This is a genomic window from Pelistega indica (assembly GCF_000506865.1).
Taxonomy (GTDB): domain Bacteria; phylum Pseudomonadota; class Gammaproteobacteria; order Burkholderiales; family Burkholderiaceae_B; genus Taylorella; species Taylorella indica.
Genome location: NZ_AYSV01000001.1, coordinates 35,738 through 61,702, shown reverse-complemented (window position 1 = coordinate 61,702; position 25,965 = coordinate 35,738). Strand labels below are relative to the sequence as shown.

General features: G+C 37.6%; 26 protein-coding genes and 1 pseudogene. 10 read left to right on the top strand and 17 right to left on the bottom strand.

What is annotated here, in order from left to right; genetic code table 11:
- Window positions 1-403, top strand: a 403-nt coding sequence (locus tag V757_RS15670; protein WP_023948748.1) for an SDR family oxidoreductase, incomplete at its 5' end; no start/stop codon positions are given.
- A 166-nt stretch (window positions 404-569) separates the two neighbouring features.
- Here V757_RS15670 and V757_RS15665 read toward each other — a convergent pair.
- The 3 genes from V757_RS15665 to V757_RS28250 all read right to left on the bottom strand — a co-directional run bounded on the left by V757_RS15665 (window position 570) and on the right by V757_RS28250 (window position 2,373).
- Window positions 570-1,496: a Bug family tripartite tricarboxylate transporter substrate binding protein gene (locus tag V757_RS15665; protein WP_023948747.1), complete on the bottom strand. Its 927-nt coding sequence runs from the start codon at window positions 1,494-1,496 to the stop codon at window positions 570-572.
- Window positions 1,497-1,577: 81 nt separating this feature from the next.
- Window positions 1,578-1,910, bottom strand: coding sequence for a hypothetical protein (locus tag V757_RS15660; protein ID WP_147628806.1), 333 nt, complete (start codon window positions 1,908-1,910; stop codon window positions 1,578-1,580).
- Window positions 1,911-1,953: 43 nt separating this feature from the next.
- Entirely contained in the window at window positions 1,954-2,373 is a 420-nt protein-coding gene (locus tag V757_RS28250) for a hypothetical protein (RefSeq protein WP_023948745.1), read from the bottom strand.
- A gap of 99 nt (window positions 2,374-2,472) precedes the next feature.
- Between V757_RS28250 and V757_RS15650 the strand changes: the two genes are divergently transcribed.
- From V757_RS15650 to V757_RS15630, 5 genes are all read left to right on the top strand, one after another.
- Complete coding sequence (locus tag V757_RS15650; protein ID WP_023948744.1) at window positions 2,473-3,165, top strand: M23 family metallopeptidase; 693 nt, start codon at window positions 2,473-2,475, stop codon at window positions 3,163-3,165.
- Between the two features lie 198 nt (window positions 3,166-3,363).
- Window positions 3,364-4,290 carry a LysR family transcriptional regulator gene (locus V757_RS15645; RefSeq protein WP_023948742.1) on the top strand — a complete coding sequence of 309 codons (927 nt, stop codon included), beginning with the start codon at window positions 3,364-3,366 and terminating at the stop codon, window positions 4,288-4,290.
- Window positions 4,291-4,427: 137 nt separating this feature from the next.
- A complete protein-coding gene (locus V757_RS15640; protein WP_023948740.1) occupies window positions 4,428-5,531 on the top strand; it encodes an ABC transporter substrate-binding protein in 1,104 nt (367 codons plus the stop codon).
- A 108-nt stretch (window positions 5,532-5,639) separates the two neighbouring features.
- Window positions 5,640-6,587: a DMT family transporter gene (locus tag V757_RS15635; protein ID WP_023948738.1), complete on the top strand. Its 948-nt coding sequence runs from the start codon at window positions 5,640-5,642 to the stop codon at window positions 6,585-6,587.
- Between the two features lie 378 nt (window positions 6,588-6,965).
- The gene (locus tag V757_RS15630) at window positions 6,966-8,420 is read left to right on the top strand and encodes an NAD-dependent succinate-semialdehyde dehydrogenase (protein WP_147628805.1); all 1,455 of its coding nucleotides are present in this window, start codon (window positions 6,966-6,968) and stop codon (window positions 8,418-8,420) included.
- Window positions 8,421-8,529: 109 nt separating this feature from the next.
- Here the strand turns inward: V757_RS15630 and V757_RS15625 are convergent, their stop codons facing one another.
- The 10 genes and pseudogenes from V757_RS15625 to V757_RS0112885 form a co-directional block, all read right to left on the bottom strand.
- The gene (locus V757_RS15625) at window positions 8,530-9,108 is read right to left on the bottom strand and encodes a nitroreductase family protein (protein WP_023948734.1); all 579 of its coding nucleotides are present in this window, start codon (window positions 9,106-9,108) and stop codon (window positions 8,530-8,532) included.
- Between the two features lie 17 nt (window positions 9,109-9,125).
- Entirely contained in the window at window positions 9,126-9,839 is a 714-nt protein-coding gene (gene pdxJ / locus V757_RS15620; protein WP_023948732.1) for a pyridoxine 5'-phosphate synthase, read from the bottom strand.
- On the bottom strand, window positions 9,836-11,254 hold the full coding sequence (locus tag V757_RS15615) for an efflux transporter outer membrane subunit (RefSeq protein ID WP_023948730.1): 1,419 nt from the start codon (window positions 11,252-11,254) through the stop codon (window positions 9,836-9,838). The genes pdxJ and V757_RS15615 overlap by 4 nt, the downstream gene beginning before the upstream one ends.
- Window positions 11,247-14,474 (bottom strand): multidrug efflux RND transporter permease subunit, encoded by a 3,228-nt coding sequence (locus V757_RS15610; RefSeq protein ID WP_023948728.1) that lies wholly within the window; start codon window positions 14,472-14,474, stop codon window positions 11,247-11,249. The genes V757_RS15615 and V757_RS15610 overlap by 8 nt, the downstream gene beginning before the upstream one ends.
- A gap of 11 nt (window positions 14,475-14,485) precedes the next feature.
- Entirely contained in the window at window positions 14,486-15,178 is a 693-nt protein-coding gene (locus V757_RS29495; RefSeq protein WP_315970361.1) for an efflux RND transporter periplasmic adaptor subunit, read from the bottom strand.
- Window positions 15,154-15,684 (bottom strand): efflux RND transporter periplasmic adaptor subunit, encoded by a 531-nt coding sequence (locus V757_RS29490; RefSeq protein ID WP_261796374.1) that lies wholly within the window; start codon window positions 15,682-15,684, stop codon window positions 15,154-15,156. The genes V757_RS29495 and V757_RS29490 overlap by 25 nt, the downstream gene beginning before the upstream one ends.
- Window positions 15,685-15,867: 183 nt before the next feature.
- The gene (locus V757_RS15600; protein ID WP_023948726.1) at window positions 15,868-16,662 is read right to left on the bottom strand and encodes an ABC transporter ATP-binding protein; all 795 of its coding nucleotides are present in this window, start codon (window positions 16,660-16,662) and stop codon (window positions 15,868-15,870) included.
- A gap of 4 nt (window positions 16,663-16,666) precedes the next feature.
- Complete coding sequence (locus V757_RS15595) at window positions 16,667-17,545, bottom strand: ABC transporter permease (protein WP_023948724.1); 879 nt, start codon at window positions 17,543-17,545, stop codon at window positions 16,667-16,669.
- A gap of 24 nt (window positions 17,546-17,569) precedes the next feature.
- A pseudogene (locus V757_RS15590) lies at window positions 17,570-18,536 on the bottom strand (ABC transporter substrate-binding protein).
- A gap of 80 nt (window positions 18,537-18,616) precedes the next feature.
- A complete protein-coding gene (locus V757_RS0112885; RefSeq protein WP_023948722.1) occupies window positions 18,617-19,513 on the bottom strand; it encodes a spermidine synthase in 897 nt (298 codons plus the stop codon).
- A 363-nt stretch (window positions 19,514-19,876) separates the two neighbouring features.
- Between V757_RS0112885 and V757_RS15585 the strand changes: the two genes are divergently transcribed.
- From V757_RS15585 to xth, 3 genes are all read left to right on the top strand, one after another.
- Window positions 19,877-20,377: a type VI secretion system amidase effector protein Tae4 gene (locus V757_RS15585; protein ID WP_023948721.1), complete on the top strand. Its 501-nt coding sequence runs from the start codon at window positions 19,877-19,879 to the stop codon at window positions 20,375-20,377.
- Complete coding sequence (locus V757_RS15580) at window positions 20,374-20,823, top strand: type VI secretion system amidase immunity protein Tai4 (RefSeq protein WP_023948718.1); 450 nt, start codon at window positions 20,374-20,376, stop codon at window positions 20,821-20,823. The genes V757_RS15585 and V757_RS15580 overlap by 4 nt, the downstream gene beginning before the upstream one ends.
- 72 nt (window positions 20,824-20,895) lie before the next feature.
- Entirely contained in the window at window positions 20,896-21,675 is a 780-nt protein-coding gene (xth, locus tag V757_RS15575) for an exodeoxyribonuclease III (protein WP_023948716.1), read from the top strand.
- A gap of 146 nt (window positions 21,676-21,821) precedes the next feature.
- Here xth and V757_RS15570 read toward each other — a convergent pair whose 3' ends face one another.
- On the bottom strand, window positions 21,822-22,367 hold the full coding sequence (locus V757_RS15570; protein WP_023948714.1) for a SecDF P1 head subdomain-containing protein: 546 nt from the start codon (window positions 22,365-22,367) through the stop codon (window positions 21,822-21,824).
- Between the two features lie 121 nt (window positions 22,368-22,488).
- A complete protein-coding gene (locus V757_RS15565) occupies window positions 22,489-23,214 on the bottom strand; it encodes a pseudouridine synthase (protein WP_023948713.1) in 726 nt (241 codons plus the stop codon).
- A 61-nt stretch (window positions 23,215-23,275) separates the two neighbouring features.
- Here V757_RS15565 and V757_RS15560 point away from each other — a divergent pair, with 61 nt between their 5' ends.
- Window positions 23,276-23,851, top strand: coding sequence for a chorismate--pyruvate lyase family protein (locus tag V757_RS15560; RefSeq protein WP_023948711.1), 576 nt, complete (start codon window positions 23,276-23,278; stop codon window positions 23,849-23,851).
- 33 nt (window positions 23,852-23,884) lie between these two features.
- On the opposite strand, the gene V757_RS15555 is transcribed toward V757_RS15560, so the two are convergent.
- Both V757_RS15555 and V757_RS15550 read right to left on the bottom strand, forming a co-directional pair.
- Window positions 23,885-24,223, bottom strand: a complete 339-nt coding sequence (locus V757_RS15555; RefSeq protein ID WP_023948709.1) for a P-II family nitrogen regulator — start codon at window positions 24,221-24,223, stop codon at window positions 23,885-23,887.
- A gap of 24 nt (window positions 24,224-24,247) precedes the next feature.
- Window positions 24,248-25,915 carry an NAD+ synthase gene (locus V757_RS15550; RefSeq protein WP_023948707.1) on the bottom strand — a complete coding sequence of 556 codons (1,668 nt, stop codon included), beginning with the start codon at window positions 25,913-25,915 and terminating at the stop codon, window positions 24,248-24,250.
- Between the last annotated feature and the right edge of the window lie 50 nt (window positions 25,916-25,965).

Here is a 25,965-nt window from a genome sequence, read left to right as displayed (position 1 = left end):
TCAGCCTATGTATTTATCACAGAAAATGATTCAACAAATGCCATCTGGTGGGCGAGTTATCTCTATGAGCTCAGTAGCAGGGAATATCGCACGAGTAGGAGATGCAATATACCCTATCACGAAATTGGGTATCGTCGCCATGACAAAATCACTAGCCGTTGAATACGCCCCAAAGAATATTACCGTCAATGCAATTGCGCCAGGGGCTTTTTTAACAGAATCAAATCAACAGCTAGCTGAGGATCCAATCAAGGGACAGCATATGCTAAATAGAATACCGATGCAGCGCTGGGGAAATCCGGATGAACTTAGTGGGATAGTCGTATTTTTAGCTAGTGAGCTTAGTAGTTATATGACAGGGCAGGTGATTACTATTGATGGTGGATTAACTGCATTATTCTAGCTGTTTTTATTAGAATAATTAATAATCTATAGCAGTTAAGACTCTTATCGCTCACAGTTAATAAGTATTAAAAAGGTGTATGACTTCTGATGAGCATACACCTTATAGGAAGTTATAAATTAACGGTCAAGCGGTTTTATTAATCGTTTAACTCATAATTTACTATTTACTTTTTCTTCAGATTTAAGCTTTCAATGATTGGCTGCCAAACCTCTTTTTCTTTCTTCATGAATGCTTTAAATTCTTCCTGTGTACTTGGAATGGCTTCCATATATTGTGCTTTAAATTTCTCCTGTATTTCAGGCTGTTTTAGGGCATCATAAAGAGCTTTATGTAATTTAGCTTGAATAGCAGGATCTACTTTGCTAGAAATAACAAAACCATTCCATGCTTGACTCACAATATTTGCCACCTTAGTTTCTTTTACTGTAGGTAGATCAGGCAAGCTTGAGCTTCTGGTTTCAGAGGCTTGAGCTAGAACGTTTAGTTTACCTTCTTTACCTAATGCAATAACAGCACCTGGTGCTAGTGTCGCAAATTGAGTGTCCCCCGCTAAAAGAGAAGTCACAGCATCTGGAGAGCCTTTATATTGAACCGTTGTCGCTGTAGTCCCTGTTTCTTTGAGTAATAGTTCACTCGTGAGGTGTGAGCCAGAGCCCACCCCAACCGTTGCAACATTATATTTGCCAGGATTCTCTTTTAGTTTTTCTACTAATTCTTTCAGTGTTGTTGCACCAGTTGCTTTGCTAGAAACTAAAATATTAGGTTGAGTCGCTGCTAATGTAAGAGGGGCTAAGTCTTTTTCCGGATCATACCCCAAATTATCAACGATGAATTGGTTATAAACTAGAGGTCCATTGATACTTAAACCAAAGGTATAGCCATCAGGATTGGCTTTAGCAATTTGTGCTGTAGCGATATTTCCACCTGCACCAGGTTTGTTTTCTACTACAATAGTTTTTCCTAATGTCTTACTTGCTTCTTGCGCAACAAGGCGAGCTACTAAATCTGGATTAGAGCCTGCACCAAAAGGAACGAGTAGTTTTAGTTCATGTTCGGGCCAATTTTCAACAGGAGTAGCCGCAATACTCATTGAACTAAAACCAATAAGTCCAACAGCTAATAAGGTGTTTTTTTAAAAAATTTTTATTCATTTTGCTTCCTCAAAATATTATTAATTTTTCTCATTCATTTTTTTATCTAACTCCGCATTTGGATACCCAAATAAGGCGTCATAGTATAGATTCCCCGTACTATTCTCCGTTATCTTATCATTAAGAGATTCTGCCTTAGCATGAATAAACTCATCATGTGTCAAACTTCTTGAAAGAACATTGAAGCGTTGCTCGCAAAGGGGGAAAAAATCTTCATCTGTAGGCATTTCTTGATAGTTTTTAACATAAATCTGCTGCATACAAGTAATAACAGCTTTATGTTTATCATAATCAGTATAACCTGGTTCCAAATACTCTGCTGCATAAGATGGCGTAGTGAAGTAAGTTATCACGGCTAGTGAACCTATTATGCCAAGGCATCGTTCAAAGTAAGATTTATTGTTCATTTTTTGGCTCTAATCCTAATATGATGACGGCAATTGCTGTATTCACTCGCTTATCGTCAGGAGATAATGTGTCATAGATATCTTTTAGAACATATTTATTCGCAAAAGCATTTTTAAAATTGTCATAAATATGCTTATTCAGTGCTAAGTAATCTTCAAGACTAACTTCTTTCATAAATTCACTCAACCTAAATTGACATAATTTATCAATTTCTTTTGGCGTCATAGGTGACGTTTTTCCATTTCGAACAACGGTTAGACCAGATTCAATACCATCCTTACAATAACTTAGCAGTTCATTTTGAATATCGGTAGGATAGGGGGTTGAGTAACAGCCTGAAAGAAAAGAAATCAAAAAAATGGTGCATAGCACAGTTTTTTTTAGGGTGAATCTTAATTTGGAGGTCATAAGCAATAATTACATAGTAAAATTTATTGGCTAGGTATTATAGTCATAAATAATACATATTGACTATAGTACTTTGTTTTTTATTAACTAGGATTTAGCGTGCAAAAACTCATTCTAACTATATTGCTTACTTTTGTAGGTCATTCTGCATTCGCTCAAACCAGCTTCGATGAACCACAATTAAATTTAGACGCTTTAGACAATGATGTAAGTGTAACTTGTACTGATAAATGTGCTTCTGATTTAAAACTTGAGATGGTTACTTTTGAAAGTATCCTCAAAAAACCTGTGGGAAATGCTCGGATTACATCTGGCTATGGTTGGCGTATTCACCCAGTCTTAAAACGTAAAAAATTTCATCAAGGCGTAGATTATAGCGTTCCTATCGGTACACCAGTCCATGCTGCTCAATCAGGGACTATCGTCTATTTAGGCTGGATGTCAGGCTATGGTAATTTAGTGGTTATTAAACATGACAATGTTTATAGTACAGTGTATGGTCATTTAAATAGCTTTACCAAAGGACTGAAAGTAGGGTCAAAAGTAGAAAAAGGGCAGGTTTTTGCTAAGAGTGGTAATACAGGTCAATCAACAGGGCCTCATTTGCACTATGAAATCCGTGCACGAGGTTTGGCTGTTAATCACCAAACCGGCAAAGCATACTCAAATCAACTGCTAGTATTAGGTGAGCCTGGTACCGCACCAGAAAGTAAGGGTAATATTGCTATGGGTGCTGCTGGTGTCAAAGCCATTCGTAAGTCTAATGGCAGGATTAGGACTGTCTTGCGTTAATTATCTATCCATCCTTTTGTATTCTCAATTAAGCGTTTAATTAATCTTTTATGGTTAATTACACGCTTATTGTTCTTTATTCTCTAGCGCATATAGCCAATATACACATAATCCTTTGTTTTATGACTATATTTATGAATTATTTTAATAAATATTTTTTTATGTTTATAATAATATTCATAGTTTAGAGGCAAACCTATGGATACTTTTTTAGAGCTGAAACATTTAAAAACCTTATTAGCACTAGCAGAAACTGGGACTGTATCCACGGCTGCTCAACGTCTATTTGTGACTCAATCAGCGCTGTCACATCAAATCCGTTCTATTGAAGAACACTTCAATGTCTCTTTGTTTGAGCGTAAATCATCTCCTTTACGTTTTACAATTGCAGGAGAGCGTTTGTTGCGGTTAGCTCAAGAAATTACGCCCTTAATCAGCGAGGCTGAGCGTGATATTGTTCAGATTGTAGAGGGAGAAGCAGGGGAGTTAAGAATTGCTGTCGAGTGTCATACCTGTTTCGACTGGCTAATGCCTGCAATGGATTTATTCCGATCATTATGGCCTAAAGTAGAGTTAGATATCGTTTCTGGTTTTCACTCAGATCCTGTCGGGTTATTGCTCACTCATAGAGCAGATATTGCTATTGTCTCTGATATGGAGTCACAAGCAGGGGTTAGTTATAAACCATTGTTTTCATATGAAATGGTGGGAATTTGTGCGGCTGATCATCCATTAGCCCAAAAAGCTATTTGGGAGGCCTCTGACTTCAAAGAAGAAACGCTCATTACATATCCAGTGCCTGATGATATGCTGGATTTGATACGGAAAGTACTGAGACCTGCCAATATAGAGCCCAAAAAAAGACTTAGTGAACTGACAATTGCCATTATTCAATTAGTAGCTAGTCGTCGTGGCATCGCTGCTTTACCTTATTGGACGGTACTGCCGTATTTACAAAAAGGGTATGTTGTGGCAAAGCAAATTGGACAAACTCCATTGCGAAGTAATCTATATGCTGCTATACGTGAAAATCAAAAAAATATTGCCTATTTAAATGACTTTATTAAGATTGTTCAAGACCAGAGCTTTATGCGTTTACCAGGACTTATTCCATTGACCAACTAGCAATAGTGATCGTATTAATTTAATAAAACAAATAGTAAGTTTAATAGTTCTGACATTTTTTTGGAGTAAAAATAAAAATCATTATTATTATTGTTTTATGGTAGAATTCATTTTTTAATTTATCATTGAATAATTTTATGAAAAAAATTTTATTGGCTTCATTGCTTGCATTGGCATCATTAGGGCAGGTTGCTACAGCAGAAGTAAAAACCATTACTGATGTATTAGGCAGAGAGGTTAAAATTGATGTTCCTGTGAAACGGCCTATTATTTCATTCTACTATCCTGATTATGTCGCAGCAGTAGGGGTTGATAATTTCAAAAAGGTTGTTGGTATTTCACGAGAATTTTGGGAAAAATTTAATCCGGGTAGTTGGGCTTTATTTGCCGATAAGATCCCTTCTTTAAGCAATATTGCAGATGTTGGCTATGTGCCTAGTAATACTTTTGCCGTTGAAAAAGTTTTAACGCTAAAGCCTGATGTACTAATTATGCCAGCAATTCAATTTAACTCATTATCTAATGAAATTAAGCAATTAGAAGAGGCAGGCATCCCGATTGTTGTGGTTGATTTTAATGATCAAACCATAGAGAATCATACCAAGAGTATCCATTTATTTGGTGAACTAAACGGGGTCGAAGAACGCACGAATAAAATAGCAGATGAGTACGTGGCTGGGATGAACGATATTCAAACACGTGTTGCCAATGCACATCTGCCTAAGCCTAAAATTTATATTGAGTTCGGTAATAAAGGCCCAGCTGAGTATAGCTTTACATTTGGAAAAAATATGTGGGGAGCTATTGCTGAGCACGTGGGTGGAGACAATATTAGTAAACCGTTTGTTGAAAACTGGGGAAATATTAATCCTGAGCAATTTTTGACATCAAAACCTGATGTAGTGATTATTACGGGGACCGAAGCAGGAAACAAGACCAATCCTGATATCATGTCTATGGGTATAGATATCAGTGAAGAGGATGCTCAACATCGCTTGGCTAAGTTTATTACTAGAGCAGGGTGGAGTGATATTCCGGCTGTTAAAAATCATCGAATCTTCGGTATGTATCATACAGCATCTCGCTCAATTACCGACTTAGCTAGTGCGCAATTTATGGCAAAAGCATTGTATCCAGAACAATTTAAAGATATAGACCCTAACAAAACCTATATTGATTTCCATAAAAATTATTTACCTTTTGTTCCTAAAGGCACTTTTTTTATCCAGCTAGCACAGTAAAGTAGGGAAGAGAGTTTTGAGTTACCCGAAGAGAAAGTATCCATATACTTTCTCTTTTCTTTTATTTACAATACTAACTAATAGCACTGGATCTCATTTTTCACCGTTATGAAAACTTCGCAGCCTGTCGTTGGCTTTATCCTCACGCTTATTGTTATATTGTTGTGGGGAACATTACCGATTATTTTGCAGCCAATTTTAGCTTATATGGATACTCAAACGGTTATTTGGTATCGTTTCTTAGTAGCTGCCGTTGGTTTATTTTTATTATTGTCATTTTCTCATAGGCTACCACGGAAAAATCAATTTTTTAAAGAAGATATCAAATGGATTATTTTGGCAATAATTGGATTAGCGGCTAATTTTTATCTATTTAATCATTCACTTAACTATGTACCAGCCTCTGCTAGCCAGGTTATTAGCCCATTGACATCATTTTTTATGATTATTGTGGGTATTTTTGTATTTAAAGAATCAATGTCTTTATATCAAAAAATAGGTTTAGTCTTTGTCTTAATAGGCTTACCCATCTTTTTTAATGATAAGTTAGCGACATTTACGCATCTAGATAAATATTCTTTTGGTATTTTATTATCCACAATGGCAAGCTTGATTTGGGTGCTATATGGGATAGCACAACGAATTTTGCTGCGACATTTTACCGCCCAACAAATCCTGTTATTTATCTATATAGGATGTTTTATCGCTTACACGCCATTCACATCGCCAGCAGAGATTTTTAATGTGCCTATGTTTGCGATGATAGCTTTAGGATATGCTTGCGTAAACACAATATTGGCCTATGGTTGCTATGCAGAAGCATTAAATCGTTGGGATATTTCCAAGGTAAGTATGTTGATGCCATTGATCCCAATCGTCACAATTATTTGTGCATATTTGTTTTCTGGGATGTTTCCAGATTATTTTAAATCTCCACAATTAAATAGTTTAAGTGTATTAGGTGCAATTATTGTCGTAATGGGATCGTTCATATCAGCTCTTGGAAATATTTTATTTAGTCAGCGTAATAAAAGACAAGCACAGATAAAAACATAAACTCGTATTATTTGCACAGATAGTTTTTAGAGAGATAAACAAATCAGATTTAGGAAGTAGATAGGTAATCTAGAGAATTATAGATATAAATTCACCATATAATATTCGCATAATATATATTATGTAAAGTTATATATTTATTAAGTAGTTAATTCACGTTTATATCCCCTACATAGTAAATAGCTAGCTTTTTATACATATCCGCTAACAATGACTGATAATAATAACTAGACAATATTTATAGTATATGCAGTTATAGCTTTATGGTTTCATTATCGGTGCATAAACTATATAATAAGCTCTCAATCGTGATTCTATGGCAAGCACACGCTGGATTTCTTACTTTTACTAGTAAAAGTTGTGCTAGAAGGAAAAATAATGCAGTTAAAAGATAGTTCTTTATTAAAGCAACAATGTTATATCGATGGTAAATGGCTTAATGCACACACTGGTGATGTAATTGCAGTCATGAACCCTGCCACTGGTGAGCAAATTGCAACAGTACCTAATATGGGCATTGCTGAAGCTCGTCTAGCGATTGAAGCCGCTAATAAAGCATTTAAACAATGGAAATCACTAGTATCCACTGAAAGATCTATTATTTTAAAAAAATGGCATGATCTACTTATTGAAAATAAAGAAGATTTAGGTCTAATACTTTGCTCTGAGCAAGGAAAGCCACTGCCAGAAGCGATTAAAGAGGTTGTTCATGGTGCAGCCTATATTGGGTGGTATGCTGAAGAAACTAAACGAATCGTTGGCGATATCATCCCTACTCCTGCCCCAGGTAAAAAGGCATTGATTTTAAAAGAGCCTATTGGCGTATGTGCAGCGATTACGCCATGGAATTTTCCTAACTCAATGATTACACGTAAAGCATCGCCTGCACTAGCTGCTGGATGTACATTTGTGATTCGACCAGCATCTAAAACCCCTCTTTCTGCATTAGCTATTGCAGAGCTAGCTCATAGGGCAGGTATTCCAGCTGGCGTTTTTAATGTTATTACCGGTAGCCGTGACATCGGTGATGAATTAACGACCAATCCAATTGTTCGTAAATTTAGCTTTACAGGTTCAACAGCTGTGGGAGCTAAGTTAATGGAGCAATGTGCTAGCACAATTAAAAAAGTTTCTCTAGAGCTAGGAGGAAATGCTCCGTTTATTGTCTTTGATGATGCTGATATTGATGAAGCTATTCGGGGTGCTATTGCCAGCAAATATCGTAATGCAGGCCAAACCTGCGTATGTGCTAATCGTATTTATGTTCAATCAGGCATCTATGATGAATTTGTAGAAAAATTCTCTACTGTCGTCGATCAGCTTATCGTTGGTAATGGTCTTGAGAAAAACGTTACTGTGGGTCCTCTAATTGATAAAGAAGCGATAGTAAAAGTTCAACATCAGATACAAGATGCATTGGATAATGGAGCAACTTTAGTGAGAGGTGGGCATATTCATCCTAAAGGTGAGTTATTTTTTGAACCTACTATTTTAGCCAATGTTACTCAAGATATGATTGTATCCAAAGAAGAAACGTTTGGTCCTCTTGCACCTATCTTTAAGTTTGATACCGAAGAAGAAGTAATTCGCTATGCAAATGACACTATCTATGGTTTAGCTGCTTATTTCTTTTCTCGTGATCTTGGTAGAATTTTCAGAGTGACTGAAGCACTTGAATATGGTATGGTTGGAGCCAATACAGGGACACTCTCTAATGAGATGGCTCCTTTTGGCGGTATTAAACAATCAGGTATTGGACGTGAAGGGTCTAAATATGGGATTGATGATTATCTAGAATTAAAATATACACTTATTGCTGGACTTAATAACTAGTAACACTCCTTGCCAAGTAGCATAAATAATAAAAAGGTAAAAAATGGACTATTCAAAAGCATTGAGTAGTCCATTTTTAGCGTTTTCTACAAAGGAATAATTAAGTAGCTTAAAGAGGTGCAGACCACTCCTCAACAAAATTATGGTAATCCCCTCTTTCTTTTTGTGGGATTGACATTTTCGGCGTTCCCACTGCTAAAAAACCTAAGAAACGGTAATCTAACGGATCAAAGCCTAAACCTGTTTGAAATTCTTCAATATAGGTTGCTATTCCTGTACTCCAGAATACGCCATATCCCATCATTTGTAGGGAATTGATTAGATTCATTGTGGCACAACCTGTGGCCAACACTCTTTCTTGTTCTGGAATTTGGGAGTTATAGTCAATATGGCAAGCAATTGTAATGAATAAAGGCACATCATCAATCCATTGACGAACTGCAGCAAGCTTTTCATCCGTCAACGGCTTATCACTATTTTGACGAAGGTTAATAGCATAATCAACGAAAGTCTTAGTATTTTCTTGGCGAATCACTTTGAATCGCCAAGGTCTAAGTTTGCCATGATCTGGAGCTGACATTGCTGCTGTAAAAGCTAGGGATAATTCTTCATCACTAGGTGCTGGTGCAGTGACAAGTTTCATCGAATTACGGTTAATCATTAATTCAATAGCCTCTTTATATTGCATATAATCCCCTCTTCACTTTAAACCAATAAGGCTTTCATATCACGCACTGCCTTTTCCCATCCGTCAAAAACAGCTTGTGCCACAATAGCATGACCAATATTTAATTCACTAATGCCCCCACGAGCAACAATCGCTTGCACGTTTTGATAATGCAAGCCATGTCCCGCATTGACTTTCAGTCCATTGGCTAAACCAACGCTAATAGCCTTTTTAAGCCGTTGAACTTCAGCTTCAATCTGGTTTGGTTGTTTTGCTTCGGCATAAGCACCTGTATGCAACTCAATCACTCCAGCACCACATTTTACGGCCGCTTCGATTTGTGCCTCTTCTGGATCAATAAACAGAGATACTCGAATACCATTGTCATGCAATAAAGAGACGGCATCTTTGGTTTGATTGAAAAATCTGACAACATCAAGACCACCTTCTGTTGTCAATTCTTCACGACGCTCTGGTACGAGACACGCATCTTGAGGCTTAACATCGCAAGCGATTCTCAGCATTTCTTCTGTAATCGCACATTCCAGATTCATTCTAGTCATTAATTGAGGACGCATAGCATAAACATCTTTATCTTGAATATGCCTTCTGTCTTCTCTCAGATGCAAGGTAATCGCATCAGCGCCTGCCTGTTCCGCTAATAAAGCTGCTTTTATCGGATCAGGATAGTCGCAATGGCGTTGCTGACGCAATGTTGCGACATGATCAATGTTTACACCTAATTCAATCATTTTGTTTTTACAATATCTGTAGCTGACCAACCACCACCGAGTGCTTTATATAAAGCAATTTTATTCTGTAGAGATTCAAGACCTACAGATAAAAAATTCTGCTTCACAGTAAGTACGGTGACCTGTGCTGATTGTACCTGTAAAAAGCTATCAATACCACTTTTATAACGCATAGTAGAAAGTTTTAATGATTGCTCTGCTGCACTAGTTTGAGAACGTAAGGCATTTAATTGGTCTTTATAAGTTTTAACACCGATTAACGCATCATTCACTTCTTGGAAAGCTGTTTGGATATCTTTTTCATAAGTAGCCACTTGAATATCTTTACGAATTTTTGCTACATCTAGACTTCCTTGCAATGAGCCTGCTGTAAATACAGGCAGAGAAATACTTGGGGCAAAAGACCACATCTCTTGGCCTGAATTAAATAAATGACCTAGCTGAGCACTTGCTACACCAAACATGGCGGTTAAGCTGATAGACGGAAAGAATGCTGCTCTTGCTGCACCAATATTCGCATTAGCTGCTTTTAAGTTATGCTCATCTGCCATAATATCTGGGCGACGTGTCAATAGATCAGAAGGTAAGCCTGCTGGTATCGTATCTAGCATAACATCACTGCCAAAAGGAGCCGCTTTTGGTAAAGACGCTGGCATTTCTTGCCCTAATATAACTTCCAAAGAGTTTTTAGTTTGCTCTTTGGAGCGTTGCAATTGAGCCAAACTTGCTTTTGCTGATTCTAGAGACGATTTAGCTTGATTGACATCTAGCATTGATGCCACTCCTGCTTTAAAACGAGCATTAGTTAATTGATAACTAGCTTGATAAGAAGCAATTGTATCCTTATAGAGTTGCTCCATTTCCTCTAAAGAACGAAGAGAAAAGTAGGTATTTGCCAACGTAGTGACAACACTAATGTAGGCTGTTCGTTGGGCTTGCTCTGTTGCATAAAAAGATTCTAGAGCAGCTTCAGTTTGATTGCGAATTTTACCAAAAAAATCCAACTCAAAACTATTTAAACCAATACCTGCTTGATAAGAACGAGATAAGTAACGACTACCTGTTTGGCTTAAATCAGCAGGCAGTTTTTGAGCGCTCTCAGAACCACTTAAACCTATGTTAGGGAAAAGACTACTTTGCGTAATCCCATATTGTGCTTTTGCTGCCTCTACATTTTTAATGGCAATGCGTAAATCACGATTATTCTCTAACGCAATAGGTATTAATGCTTTTAGACGTTGGTCATAGAAAAAGTTTTCCCATCCAATATCAGCGGCAGTTCTTCCACTTTCATGAGCATATTTATAACTATCTTGTGCAATAGGACTTACTGGTGTTTCATACTTAGGTGCCAAATTACATGCAGCCAAGAACACACTACTAGTTAATAAAGAAATACGTCCAAATTTAGTCATTATTTTTCTCCATATCTCTTGACGATGTATATTCATTCATGTCTGCATAAATCTGATCTTTATACTGACGCTCTTGCAAGGCCATATCCTCTAACTCTTGTTGTTCGCCCAGTAATTTAGGTTTTGTCTTGAATAAACGCAAGATAAATACAAAGAATACAGGTACAAAAATCAAGGAAAAAGGTGTTACTGCCAGCATCCCACCCAATACCGCTAAACCAACTGCTTTTTGACCAGCTGCCCCTGCTCCTGTTGCGAACACTAGAGGAATGACACCCATAATAAAAGCAAAGGATGTCATCAAAATTGGACGGAAACGTAAGTGTGCTGCTTCAATAGCGGACTCAACTAGACTTGTACCTTTAGCATAGGCATCTTTAGCAAATTCCACAATTAAAATAGCATTTTTAGCTGAAAGCCCCATCACCGTAATCATACCTACTTGGAAATAAATATCGTTAGACTTATTCAATAGATAAGTTAATCCTGCCGTACCTAACATACCTAATGGCACAATTAACATAGCAGAAAATGGGATTGACCAACTTTCATATAAAGCGGCTAATACTAAGAATACCACTAGCATCGCTAATGCCATCATGATAGGCGCTTGATTACCTGCTTGAACTTCTTGGAACGATAGTCCTGACCACTCATAACCAACGCCCGCTGGTAACTCTTCTTTAATAATTTTCTCAACTATTGCCATAACCTCACCGTTAGCGTGCCCTGGAGCTGCACCACCGGAAATATTTAAAGCATCATAGCTATTAAAGCGTTTTACTTGTGACGGACCATTTGTCCATTTGGCATCGACTACAGAGCCTAAATCAACAAGATTACCACTAGTATTTTTAACTTTAAGTGCCAAGATTTTATCTAAGTCAGAGCGATAATCAGTATCTGCTTGTACCCATACGTTCTGCATGCGGCCATTATTCGGGAATTTACCAATAAAGTTTGTTCCTACTGAGGTACCTAATACTGAACGAATTTCTGAGATATTAACCCCTAATGCAGCAGCTTTATCACGATTAATATTGATTTGTAACTGTGGGCCAGGGCCTAATCCTGAAATACGAGGATTGGTCACAATACCTGTGGCTGTTGCCTTAGCAATCAATGTTTGTGCTGCCGCTCTTAATGCCTCTTGCCCTATCCCTCCACGGTCTTGTAACTGCAAATCAAAACCAGACGAGTTACCTAATGAAGAAATTGCCGGTGGGATCAAGCTAAATACAGTGGCATCAGGAATACCATACAGTAGCGCACCTGTTGCTTTACCAGCAATAACGCTTGCCGCACTCTGTGGGGATGTTCGTTCGGAAAAGTCTTTTAAGGTAGCAAATGCAATACCTGCATTCAACCCACTACCATTAAAGCTAAATCCTTGTACAGCAATAATATTGTTAAGCTCAGGCTGTTTTAAATAAAACCCTTCGATTTGCTTAATCACATCAACAGTCCGATTGGCAGATACACCCGCAGGTAACTCAATATTAGTAATGGTATATCCCTGATCTTCCTCAGGCATAAATGAGCTCGGTAATTGCATAAACAGATATACAGCACTACCTACTAAAATGAGATATATAATCATCATTCTTACGCTACGCTTAATAAGCCCTGCAACACCTGCTGAATAACGATGTGTTAATTTATCAAATCCACGGTTAAACCAACCAAAGAACCCTTTCTTCTCTAAATGGTGTCCTTTAGGAATAGGCTTTAATATCGTTGCACAAAGTGCTGGGGTAAACGTTAATGCTAAAAACCCTGAAAATGCAATGGATACTGCCATCGCTACCGCAAATTGACGATAAATAACACCTGACGATCCTGACATGAATAACAATGGGAAAAACACCGTTACTAAGACCAAGGTAATCCCTACAATAGCCCCTGAAATCTGTGGCATGGCTTTTAACGTGGCTTGCATAGGGGGTAGGCCTTCAGTCGCCATGATACGCTCCACATTTTCAACCACCACAATGGCATCGTCCACCAGAATACCAATAGCCAGCACCATAGCAAACATGGTCAGAATATTAATAGAGTATCCTAAAAATAACAATGCAGCTACCGTTCCTAATAACGCTACTGGTACTACTAGAGAAGGAATTAATGTATAGCGAATGTTTTGTAAAAACACAAACATAACGACAAATACTAATAAGATTGCCTCAATTAATGTATGGAAAACTTTATTGATTGAAGCATCAATATAGGGTGCCGTATTATAAGGAATTGTATAGGTCACACCAGCTGGGAAATATTGAGAGAGTTTATCTAACTCTTGTTTAATAAGTCCTTCTGTTTCTAAAGCATTAGCACCAGGTGCAAGTGAGATGGCAAACACCGCTGTTGGTTTACCATTGAGACGCGCGGAGTTAGAATAAGATGTCAATCCAATTTCAACACGAGCAACATCCTTTAATCGTACAATCGCACCATTTGTATCTGCTCTCAAGACTACATTTTCAAAATCTTGTACAGTAGTTAACTCACCATTTGAGCGAACAACAGCACTAATTGTTTGTGACTCTTCATTAGGCGGTGCACCCATTACACCCGATGAAATATTTACGTGTTGTGCCGATAAAGCAGTATTTACATCTGACATACTCATGCCATAGCTCGTCAGTTTTGCAGGATTTACCCAAATACGCATTGCACGTTCGGCACTAAATAATTGGAAATTCCCTACCCCTTTCACACGAGAAATGCTATTTTTAACATTTCTCGTGATATAGTCCGCAATATCCGCCGCTGATTGTGAACCATCTTTGGAGCTCAACGCTACAATTAAAAGGAAGTTGGAGTTTTGTTTACTGTAACGTAAACCTTGTTGAATAACTGATGTAGGCAAACTAGACGTAATATTCCCCACTGCATTTTGCACATCAATCTGGGCTTGGTTTGCACTCGTCCCTGGATTAAAAGTGATTTCGATTTGGGCATTACCGTTAGTATCACTGGTGGAAGAATAATATAAAAGATTATCCACACCATTTAATTCATCCTCAATCAAGCTGGTTACAGATCGAGAAACTTCTTCTGGAGAAGCACCTGGGTATGTTGCTGTCACTCTAACTGTAGGAGGAGCCACATCGGGATATTGTGCAATAGGCATATTTGGTAATGCCAATAAGCCCATTAATAAAATAAGAAGCGCAATTACCCAAGCAAAAATGGGGCGATGAATAAAAAATTTAGACATAATTGACTACCTTACTTAGTCGTTTTTTCTTGGGCAGGTGCTGTTGCTGGCTGTGCTGCTTTATTATCTTTTGACCAAGGGATTGCTTTTACAGGTACACCAGGACCAATCTTAGTAAAGCCCTCTACAATTAATTGTTCACCTGCAGTTAAGCCTGAGGAAATTACTGTTTTTTGTCCTATTTGACTGCCTAGCGTCACGGGTTTAAGGGCAACTTTTCCACCATCAACAACGTAGACCATATTAGAACCATCAGATTTTCGCTGAATCGCTTGTGTTGGCACAACAATGGCATTTTTGTTAATACCACGTTCTAGTTTCACTTGAACATACATACCGGGCAATAATAAGTGTTGCGCATTAGGAAATGTTGCTCTTAGATTAACTTTTCCTGTCGAAGGATCTACCGTAACACCACTAAATAATAATTTGCCTTTTTGCTCATATTCTGTACCATCTTCGAGAATAAGAGATACAGCCGCTGCATCAGCATCAACTTTTTCTAGCTCACCATTTAGAAATGCTTTGCGTAATTGCGTCATTTCGTTAGTGGATTGGGTAAAGTCTGCATACACTTCATCTAATTGCTGTACCTTAGCTAATTCAGTCGCACTGGTCGCCGATACCAGTGCACCTTCTGTCACTAAAGCTTCACCAATAATCCCATCTATTGGCGATGTTACATTCGTATAGGATAAATTAATTTTTGCTGTCTGAACGGCGGCCTTGGCAGCTCAATAGAAGCCACAGATTGCTGAGCAGAAGCGATAGCATTGTCATAGTCTTGTCTACTAATTGCATTGGCTTTAATAAGTTCTTGATAACGTTTCGCTAATGAATTAGCACTTGCTGCTGATGCTCTAGTTTGGTTCAAATTAGCTTGTGCTTGATTTAAGGCTGCTTGATAAGTAGCAGGGTCGATTTTAAATAATAAATCCCCCTCTTTCACTGTACTGCCCTGTTTGAAATTAATGCTTTGCACAATACCAGTAACTCGTGCACGTACTTCAGCATCTTTGGTCGCATTAATACGACCAGGTAACGTCGTATAAATATGTGCTTCTTCAGGCTGTAATGTTATTGTGGCAACATTCATTGGAGGACGTTGTTGTGCTACTGCATTATTAGAAGAAGGTTTACATGCTGTTAAAACAAAGATAGAGGCTAGTGCTGTAACAAGCAAGCCTTTATTAAAAGTAATTTTTGTCATCATAAATCGGAATAAAATAGTCATTGCTGATGGTGATAGAGCACCATTCTAAGCATAGCAAGAGGATATTTACAGTATTTTATTGCAATTTATTTGCTTAGGCAAGTATTTTTTACTATTGATAATAAAAATCTCTTACGTTCCGACTAGAAAATAAGAGATTTTATAAACATGAACTAGTAATTAACCAAGTAAGAGAGCATCGTCTTCAATAATTTCACCACGTACTTTTTCGAACATTTGCAATAACTCGTGCACTGTCATATGCTCACGTTCTTGACCACTTACGTCCAATACGACATTGCCTTGATGCAGCATAATGGTGCGTGTACCAATTTCTAAGGCTTGTTTCATACTATGCGTTACCATCATGGTGGTTAATTTTTTCTCTGCCACAATTTTTTCTGTGAGTTCTAGAACAAAATTTGCAGTGCGAGGGTCAAGGGCGGCCGTATGCTCATCTAATAGTAAAATTTTGCTCGGCTGCAGCGCCGCCATTAAAAGACTGACTGCTTGACGCTGCCCACCTGATAATAGCCCTATCCTATCTGTAAGACGATTTTCCAACCCCAAACCTAAAATACTCAGTCTCTCTTTAAAGACTTCGCGCATACTATTGGTAACTGCACTTGATAAGCCTCTTTTCTTACCCCGTTGATAAGCTAGTGCCATATTTTCTTCAATGGTTAAATCTTCACAAGTCCCTGCCATTGGGTCTTGGAAAACTCGAGCAACATTAGGAGCACGCTGCCAACTGTATTTTTTTGTGACTTCTTCATCATCAACAAAAATACTGCCTGAATCAACGATTAACTCCCCTGCTACAGCATTTAAGAAAGTTGACTTGCCTGCACCATTTGATCCAATCACTGTCACAAATTCGCCTTCAGGAATTGTCAAAGACAATCCCTGTAATGCACGTGTCTCAATAGGCGTATTTTTATTAAATGTAATTCGTAACTCTTTCGCCACTAACATGATATTACCTTTTGAATTTCTGCTTTAGCTTAGGCAAGATTAACGCAATCGTTACCAATACAGCGGTGATTAAATTTAGGTCTTGTGCTTTTAACCCAATAAAGTCACTATTGAGTGCTAAGGCAATAAAGAAACGATATAAGATGGCACCTACTATCACCGCTAGTGTTGCATAGATAAAACGCCTTGAGGTGATAATACTTTGACCCACAATAACAGCTGCCAAACCAATCACAATAGTTCCAATCCCCATAGAGATATCGGCACCACCCTGTGACTGGGCAAACATAGCACCTCCTAAGCCTACCAACGCATTAGAAATAGCCATACCTAGTAAGACCATTCTATTAGTAGGAATCCCCTGTGCTCTCGCCATACGTAAATTTGATCCTGTTGAACGCATACCCAGACCAATCTCCGTCGAGAAGAACCAGTCCATAAAAAGTTTTGCAACGACGACCATAAGTCCTAATAAAACAGGTCGCCACTCATAATCGGTTAGAAAGCCTAACTGGGTAACAGTAAAGACAGTATCATTAGTGATTAATGGAATATTAGGACCGTCCATAATGCGAAGATTAATGGAATACAATGCTGTCATCATCAAAATTGATGCTAACAAATCCATGATGCCTAACTTAACATTTAACCAAGCTGTAATCATCCCTGCAAAAGCACAGACCAGCATAGCAACAATAGAAGCACTAAAAGGGTCAATACCATTACTAATGAGTAATGCCGTTACAGCACCACCAGTAGCAAAAGTACCATCAACTGTTAAATCAGGGAAACGTAAAATTTTAAAGGAGATAAACACTCCTAGGGCAACAAGACTATAGATAAATCCAAGCTCTAGTGCCCCTAAGGATGCAAAAAATGACATAAGATGTTAGGTAACCTTTAAAAATTACTCAATTACTTTAGCTGCCGATTTTACTAAATCGTCACTTAAGGTTACCCCTTGTTCGGCTGCTGCTTTTTTATTGATATGAAGTGCTAAATTTTTAGATGTTTCGTAAGCAATCGTACCCGGTTTTTCACCTTTAAGAATACGTGTTACTACAGTTCCTGTTTGTTCGCCTAAATTGAAGTAATTTAAGCCTAACGCTGCAATTGCTCCACGAGGGACGCTATCCGTATCAGAGGCAATTAGCGGAATATTTGCTTCATTACCTACTTTCACTAAGGCTTCATAAGAAGAAACAACGTTATTGTCTGTCGTTGTATAAATAGCATCTACTTTACCAACTAAACTACGTGCAGCTGGACTAACATCGACAGAGCGAGGAGCAGCTGCCTCTATTAACTCTAAACCTTCAGAAGAAAGGATTTCTTTAAGTTTTTTAACTTACAACTGCTGAGTTAGCCTCACCGGGGTTATAAACAACACCAATTTTCTTAACCTTTGGTACTACTTTTTTGATAAGGTCAATTTGTGGACCAAGCTCTAATACATCAGAAACACCTGTTACGTTAGTATTAGAAGGCTCTGCTGATTTAACTAACTGAGCAGCGATAGGATCTGTAATCGCTGAGAATACGACAGGAATATCTTTAGTTGCCGCTACCATTGCTTGAGCAGAAGGTGTTGCAATAGCAACAATAACATCAGGTTTTTCACCAATAAATTGACGAGCAATTTGTGCTGCTGTACCTGTATTACCTTGAGCACTTTGATATTTGATTTTAATATTCTTATCTTTTACAAAGCCATCTTTTTCAAGTTGCTTGATTACTCCATCACGTACAGCATCTAAGGCAGGATGCTCAACAATTGCTGTAATAGCTACAAATTTATCTTGAGCTAACGCTGTACTAGCTACGCTTGCCCCTAATAAAACAGCCAATGCTGAAAATTTAAATTTATTAAGCATCATTTACATATACTCCTGAACTGTATTAATTATGAATAGATTGTTATCCGAAAAATAATTAAGTGTAAGGGTAACCGAATTTAAACGTATAACACATTAGGGGAAACCTTAATTTTCTTACTTTGTTTTTCCCACTCTTTTATAAGCTCTTTAGCCATTTGTACCCCTTCTAAATCCGTGTATCGCTGAACCACTTTAGCGCGTTGAATAAGGTCTTCTTTTGATATTTGTATCGCTGGTCCTTTGAACGCCAATACGATACGATTACCATCCTCAGTTTCATCAAAAATCAGTACCCTATCTGAAAAAGCCGCTTTAATATTGTTAATATTTTTTTTGTAGCTCGGATGATGTCCAAATAGATTAACTACCATAATACCAATATTACTTAGTACCTTATAGCAGTCTTGGTAAAAGGCTAATGAGTCTGCAACAGGCCCTTGAGCTGTATAATCATATAAATCCACTAGTAATACTTGAGATTTATCATGATGTGATACACTATTTACCCAGCGTTGAGCATCTTCATGAGCTATCGTTAATCGTGCTTGACGGCGTGGCAGTTTAAAATAGTGATAACAAAACTCGGTTACAACAGGGTTCCATTCAACACAGTCAATATTTGCCCTAGTCAATTTTAGGCATGATCTCACTAAGGATCCAGCACCAAGTCCTAAAATTGAAATATGCTTAACATCCCTACTTTGCAAAAACAATAACCATGCCATCATCTGACGTGTATATAGAAATACTAAATTGGCAGGATTACTGATTTGCATAGCCCCCTGAATCCAAGGGCTATTAAAGTGTAAACAACGGACGCCATCCATCTCAGAAAGGGTTGGCATATCATTCAATTCATCAGGAGCTATTTTAGGCATAGTTGGTGGTTCTAAAGCATTTTTTTGTAAAGAATCAGCGGTTTGTAAGAATTTCTCAAACCAGTGCATAGTAGATAAAAACCAGTCAATGGTCATTGTATATGGATATCCTTAATAACAAGATTAAGTTAACGATAATAAAGTATAACTGTAGATGACGACCTCCCTACACTAATCCTTGTGTGCAGCGTATATTTTCATATTAATACACTCTAGCATTAGTTGAACTTAAAGATGCAATTTTTATACTGTGCATAAGAATAATATTTATCCTATCACTCCAGAGGTAAATGCGTTACAATATCTTCTTTTATTTGTTAAGTGACATTATCCACTTATACATTATATCTCTGCCCTGGAAAGACAACGTTTTACGGCATAGTGCTGATAAAAAAGCAATTGCCATCCGTGCACTAGCACGCTGATAATTTTTCTGAAAATCAACAATTGGAGTGTTAAATGGCACGACCTTCTTTCTCTCTCGCATGGGACGCATCACAACGAATTTATGATCCTACTAATTCTGGAGAAAAAGTTGCTAAAACAATTGGTGGACTAGTTGAAAAAAATATAAATAATCCAGACACAAAACAAAAATGGAATAACACATGTGCCGTACGCATGAGCTACATCTTAAACCAGGCCGGAATGGTTATTCCAAGAATTCCAGGACAAACCGTATCTGGCGCAGATAAAAAGCAGTATTTTTTTCGCGTCAGAAATCTTATCACTTTTCTAGAACAAAGATGGGGAAAGGCTGAAATCGTCAAATACCCACCATCTGGTGGAGGTGATCTAACTGGAAAAAAAGGATTAATCCTTTTTGAGCTATCTGGCTGGTCAGATGCTCAAGGTCATGCGACACTGTTTAATGGCAGTATTTGTTATGACCGTTGCTACTTCAATGAGCCAGGGGCAAGATATCTTACTGCGCGTGCAAATTTTTGGAGTTTACCATGATAGACGCACTTTTTAGATACCTATTATTTCTGGGACTTGTCCTTATGTCCTCTTTAGTCTACGCAAAGAACGATATAGATACTTCACCACAAGCTGGTACACGAACCTATGCCCAAAATTACAAAGATATGGTCTTAGCCTCTTGTATAGCGAACGCCTATACAAAAGAGAAAAATGCAGCAATTGATGCTGGAAGCAGTGTCAGTGCACTGAGAGATTGGACTTACTTCGATTTAGAAAAGAGTCCCGATGCAATTAAAACTCTTGTGGATACTTATTTGAAACGAGATTATCACAATCCACTTGTCGAGTCAGAAGTCAAGGATGTCCAATTCGATTTTTTGAAATGCTTGGATTTGTACCATAGCAAGGAACTAGAATTGCTTGTCAAGCGTGTTGTCATTAACCCAAAGCGTACTTATCGTCAAGATAACCCGAAGCAGTAAAAACTCAAGAGAAGACTCTTAGAAAAGATGAAAATGTCTCAATCCCTAAGTCAATAGTGAGAGTAATGTTGTATGAAAATTGCTAGTTGGAATGTAAATTCTTTGTCTGTCCGAATTGAACAAGTCATTGGCTGGCTAAAAAACACCTCTGTGGATGTACTATGTTTACAAGAACTAAAAATGGAATCGAGCAAATTCCCAGCACAACTTTTTCATGAACTTGGCTACCAAGCGATTTGGTCTGGACAAAAAACCTATAATGGTGTCGCTATTATCAGTAAAACCCCTCTTACTGTTGAGCAATATAATAACCCTTATTATGCGGATGCACAGCAACGCTTAATTGCAGCTAATATACAAATTAATGATCAAACTATTCGTCTAATTTGTGTCTATTGTCCAAATGGTAGTGAACTAGGTAGTGATAAATTTACCTACAAAATGCAATGGTTTGATGCGCTTAATGTATACCTAAAAGAGCAATTAAATACCTATCCAAACCTTGTACTAACGGGGGATTTTAATATCGCTCCTGATGATAGAGATGTGCATGCAAAATACCAAGGCGATATCCTCGTCTCTCCTGAAGAACGGCAACAGTTTTCTAATCTATTAGCATTAGGGTTGCATGATTCATTTCGTTTATTTGAACAAGAAGAAAAAAGTTTTAGTTGGTGGGATTACCGGCAATTTGCTTTTAAACGAAATGCGGGCCTACGGATTGATCATTTACTTATTTCGAATGCCTTAACGAAGAAATGCACTGCAAGTAGTATTGACAAAGCACCTAGGGGGAATGAAAGACCGTCAGATCATACGCCCGTGATTGTAACCTTAGATATGACGGCTTAATGAGTCGTCAACAACCACAAATTTTATACCCCTAAAAATAGCCATATAAGACAATTTCTAGGGGTATAGTTTACCGCTTGGATTATAAATAGTGACCAAGACTAAAATACTTAGTGCTTGGGCATGCTCTTTTATTAAGAACTAAACTATTCACCATCTAAAATACGTTGTTCAATAATCTGTGCATCTTTAGCGCTTTGCATAGGAATATGTAACGTACCAGATGTGTTTCTAGCATCAATATCAAAAATAGAAATTAACTCATTTTTAAGTGTAAAAATAATATTCTTACCAATATTTTTACCTGTTAGATTGGCTAATTTTTGCGTACCTTGTGGAGAAAAAACCAAATCTAAATAAGGTTGATTTCTTTCATCAACAGCGGCAATCGCATTACTCAAATCACTATAAGTGAGTGTTTGTGTTGGGTCAACATAGACAGTACGACCTTTCTGAGTAACTTTTGTATAACCATCAATAGGAGATGTTGCTCCAATAAACAACACTAATGATGAATTTACTTTGGCTTGTTCAGGTTTGTTAGCTTTACTTGGTGGTGGCGTTGTAGGAATATTGGATGGCAAACTAGAGCTTGAAGAGCTACTATTAATGCCTAGCAATTTGTCTATAGTTTGACAACCAGCTAGAGAAACAACAATACCTGAAATCAGGAACAAACGATTTAAACGCATAACTCTTCCACATTAAGAAAAATTAAAAACAGTATGATAATGTCAAATTTATGAAGGAACTACAAAATTAACATTTTATTAGCTTCTTAAGACTTATTTTATGAAAATAAGCAACACTTGGCTATAGAAAACGTTCAAATGGTTTCAAATAACGCCACTGACCTTGTGGTAAATCAGCTAAAGCCACATTGCCCATACGTACACGTTTTAGACCTACAACCTTCAAACCAACCATTTCACACATACGACGGATTTGACGTTTCTTGCCTTCCCACAAAATAAATCGTAGTTGATCATCATTAATCCATTCTACCTCAGCTTCTCGCAAGGGTTGCCCATCCAAACTTAATCCGTGATTGAGTAACTTTAGACTATTACTAGATGTTTTACCCTCAACACGAACAATATATTCTTTTTCAACATCAGAGTCCTCACCAATTAACTGCTTGGCAATACGCCCATCTTGAGTCAATACTAATAAGCCTTGAGACTCAATATCCAACCGTCCAGCAGTAGCTAAACCTTTTAGATGCTGAGGATCAAACTTATTGTGAGTCTTGTCAAATTGTCGATCAGGTGTGATTAAAGAGATAGCTGCTTTATATCCTTTTTCAGCCTGCGAAGATACATAACCAACAGGTTTGTTGAGAATAATAGTAGCCTGTTGCGATTGTCGTGCCAGAGCTTGTTTATCTAACGTTATATTTTGATAAGGGAAAGCCTTATCACCCAAACCAACCACCTTCCCATCAACACGCACCCACCCTCTTTCGATAAATGCATCTGCTTCACGACGAGAGCAAATTCCCTGTTCACTTAATAATTTTGAAACTCTACTTTTTTCCATACTTGTTTTTTATAATTAAAAAAAATTAAGATAAGTCACTGTCTTACAACAAATCAAAAAAATGTCACTTTCTATCTATTCTAGTATATGGCGTCCTCAGCCACCAGCATCGTTAAGTAATTTACAACGTTATTGCCTCAAACGCCCAGGTATTTTAACTAAAGGCCTTAGACAAGTAGGCTCTTTAAAAATCAACATATTAAAAGAATGCATAGAGTCTTTATCATTAGAAGAAAGTCTGGCTATTAATCAACCAATCAATACGCCTGTTTGGGTCAGAGAAATTGTGATGAGAATAGATGATACCCCTTGTGTCTGGGCAAGAAGTCTTACCCCTCTCGTTGCTTCACATTCTACATGGAAAGGTATTCGTCGTTTAAATACACGTCCTTTAGCAGAAATTCTTTATCATGATCCAACTATTCAACGTTCAGCATTTGAAGTAGCCAGCATTTATCGCTCAACACAAATTGCTCGCTCACAGCGAAAGTACTTTCCTACAGATAAAGAACTATCATTGAATTATGCGAGGCGATCTATTTTTTATAAAAAGCACCAACCACTAATGGTAATTGAGTGCTTTTTACCTGATTTTTGGCAATTATTAGAGCATCGCCCAAACTTAGCTTACTACTAAGCTTACACACTACTCGTTTAGTCTATAAGACTTTTATAGTGCTTCATCATTAAGTTCACCAGTTCGAATACGAATAGCCTGCTCTACCGGTGTCACAAAAATTTTACCGTCACCTATTTTACCAGTTCGAGCAGCGCGTACAATCGTTTCTATAGCTGTTTCAACCAATTCATCTTTTACCACCATTTCAATTTTTACTTTAGGTAAAAAATCAACGGCATATTCAGCACCGCGATAGAGCTCAGTATGTCCTTTTTGACGTCCAAATCCTTTAGCTTCTGTGACAGTTAAACCACTAATACCAACTTCACTTAGTTCTTCACGAACCTCATCTAATTTAAACGGTTTAATAATCGCCGTAATTAATTTCATTAACTTCTCCAACTACTTATTATATTAATAACGATAACCATTAGTAATAGGTGCTCTCCAATCACGTCCAAAAGCCCTACGAGTTATTTTTGGACCTGGGGCACCTTGACGGCGTTTGTACTCATTAATGCGGAGTAAACGAGCCACTTTTTCCACTTCCTCTGGATTAAAACCTGCCTCGATAATCTCATCACTGGACTGATTAAGTTCCATCATACGTTCAAGAATATCATCAAGTACGGCATACTCAGGTAAACTATCCTGATCCGTTTGATTGTCACGTAATTCGGCACTTGGAGGGCGAGTAATAATACGTTCTGGAATGACGCGACCAAGTGTATTACGCCATTTAGCCAGACTAAACACCAATGTCTTAGGAATATCTTTGATAACGGCAAAGCCACCTACCATATCACCGTATAGCGTGCTGTAACCTGTCGCCAACTCAGACTTATTACCCGTATTTAAAATCAAATAACCAAATTTATTTGAAAATGCCATTAAAAGAACACCTCGAATTCTCGCTTGAATATTCTCTTCCGTGGTATCGATAGGTAGATTATTAAATACAGGTGCCAAATTACTCAAAAAAGCATCAAACATCGGAGCAATAGCAATTTCATCGTATTTTACCTCTAGTATTTTTGCCATTTCAGCCGCATCATTAACGGAAATATCTGCTGTATATCGTGAAGGCATCATCACCGCATGTACATTATCAGCACCAAGAGCATCTACGGCTATAGCCAATACCACTGCTGAATCTATACCACCAGATAAACCTAAAGCGACTTTTTTAAACCCATTCTTTTGGCAATAATCACGAGTTGCCATCACTAGGGCTCGCCAGACCTCTGACTCAATCCCTTCACTTAGGTTTTTTTGCAACGGCACATCCATTACCGAAAAACTATTCGGGGCTAGCTCAACAATATCTTTTAACTCAATACTGTCATTTTCTAATGAATAAATACCCAATGCATCTACAAAAGCATTTAACTCACCTGCACTTTTTCCTGTTTTATCTAATGCAAAAGAGTTCCCATCAAAGACTAATTCGTCTTGTCCACCCAAATTATTACAGTAAAAAATATTCATCTCATGGCTAGAGACATTTTGACGAACAATTTCAATTCGCTGTTCGTCCTTATGCATAGTATAAGGTGATGCATTGAGTACTAATAGTGTCTGTGCACCTGCTTTTTTTGCATTAGCAGGCGCTTCAGCTAACCATACATCTTCACAGATAACGACACCAAATTTGTGACCATTAAGCTCAAAAACACATGCCTCATCACCTGATGTGAAATATCGATGCTCATCAAAAACACCATAATTAGGTAAAGTATCTTTGTAGTACGTGCAAATTTTATTACCATTAACGACAACAGAGGCGGCGTTATACAAAGCGTCTTTTTGTTTATCAAGATGCCCAACAAGAACATATAAATCCTTGAACTCTGCTAATTGCTTCATCAATAAGACTAAAGCAGCATCATGGTCATTGATAAATTTATTACGATACATCAAGTCCTCTGGTTGATACCCTGTTAATGCCAGTTCAGGTAAAACAAGAATATTAACGCCCTTTTCTGCAGCTTTTCTGGCTGCATTGATAATTAACTCGATATTATGCTGGAACGCACCCACAACAGGATTAATTTGTGCCAAACCAATGAGAAATGAAGACATGAAGACTCACTTTAAAAAATAATAGTAACTGCGAGAATTATCACACATTA

What these genes read in the sequence shown, in the direction of transcription:
- V757_RS15560 (WP_023948711.1), top strand. Translation starts at nt 23,276, where the DNA reads ATGTCACTTTCTATCTATTCTAGTATATGGCGTCCTCAGCCACCAGCA.
- V757_RS15570 (WP_023948714.1), bottom strand. Translation starts at nt 22,367, where the DNA reads ATGCGTTTAAATCGTTTGTTCCTGATTTCAGGTATTGTTGTTTCTCTA.
- V757_RS15595 (WP_023948724.1), bottom strand. Translation starts at nt 17,545, where the DNA reads ATGTCATTTTTTGCATCCTTAGGGGCACTAGAGCTTGGATTTATCTAT.
- V757_RS15550 (WP_023948707.1), bottom strand. Translation starts at nt 25,915, where the DNA reads ATGTCTTCATTTCTCATTGGTTTGGCACAAATTAATCCTGTTGTGGGT.
- V757_RS15610 (WP_023948728.1), bottom strand. Translation starts at nt 14,474, where the DNA reads ATGTCTAAATTTTTTATTCATCGCCCCATTTTTGCTTGGGTAATTGCG.
- V757_RS0112885 (WP_023948722.1), bottom strand. Translation starts at nt 19,513, where the DNA reads ATGACCATTGACTGGTTTTTATCTACTATGCACTGGTTTGAGAAATTC.
- V757_RS15645 (WP_023948742.1), top strand. Translation starts at nt 3,364, where the DNA reads ATGGATACTTTTTTAGAGCTGAAACATTTAAAAACCTTATTAGCACTA.
- pdxJ (WP_023948732.1), bottom strand. Translation starts at nt 9,839, where the DNA reads ATGATTGAATTAGGTGTAAACATTGATCATGTCGCAACATTGCGTCAG.
- V757_RS15625 (WP_023948734.1), bottom strand. Translation starts at nt 9,108, where the DNA reads ATGCAATATAAAGAGGCTATTGAATTAATGATTAACCGTAATTCGATG.
- V757_RS28250 (WP_023948745.1), bottom strand. Translation starts at nt 2,373, where the DNA reads ATGACCTCCAAATTAAGATTCACCCTAAAAAAAACTGTGCTATGCACC.
- xth (WP_023948716.1), top strand. Translation starts at nt 20,896, where the DNA reads ATGAAAATTGCTAGTTGGAATGTAAATTCTTTGTCTGTCCGAATTGAA.
- V757_RS15580 (WP_023948718.1), top strand. Translation starts at nt 20,374, where the DNA reads ATGATAGACGCACTTTTTAGATACCTATTATTTCTGGGACTTGTCCTT.
- V757_RS15600 (WP_023948726.1), bottom strand. Translation starts at nt 16,662, where the DNA reads ATGTTAGTGGCGAAAGAGTTACGAATTACATTTAATAAAAATACGCCT.
- V757_RS15615 (WP_023948730.1), bottom strand. Translation starts at nt 11,254, where the DNA reads ATGACTAAATTTGGACGTATTTCTTTATTAACTAGTAGTGTGTTCTTG.
- V757_RS15630 (WP_147628805.1), top strand. Translation starts at nt 6,966, where the DNA reads ATGCAGTTAAAAGATAGTTCTTTATTAAAGCAACAATGTTATATCGAT.
- V757_RS29490 (WP_261796374.1), bottom strand. Translation starts at nt 15,684, where the DNA reads ATGACAAAAATTACTTTTAATAAAGGCTTGCTTGTTACAGCACTAGCC.
- V757_RS15640 (WP_023948740.1), top strand. Translation starts at nt 4,428, where the DNA reads ATGAAAAAAATTTTATTGGCTTCATTGCTTGCATTGGCATCATTAGGG.
- V757_RS15665 (WP_023948747.1), bottom strand. Translation starts at nt 1,496, where the DNA reads ATGAGTATTGCGGCTACTCCTGTTGAAAATTGGCCCGAACATGAACTA.
- V757_RS15565 (WP_023948713.1), bottom strand. Translation starts at nt 23,214, where the DNA reads ATGGAAAAAAGTAGAGTTTCAAAATTATTAAGTGAACAGGGAATTTGC.
- V757_RS15585 (WP_023948721.1), top strand. Translation starts at nt 19,877, where the DNA reads ATGGCACGACCTTCTTTCTCTCTCGCATGGGACGCATCACAACGAATT.
- V757_RS15635 (WP_023948738.1), top strand. Translation starts at nt 5,640, where the DNA reads ATGAAAACTTCGCAGCCTGTCGTTGGCTTTATCCTCACGCTTATTGTT.
- V757_RS15555 (WP_023948709.1), bottom strand. Translation starts at nt 24,223, where the DNA reads ATGAAATTAATTACGGCGATTATTAAACCGTTTAAATTAGATGAGGTT.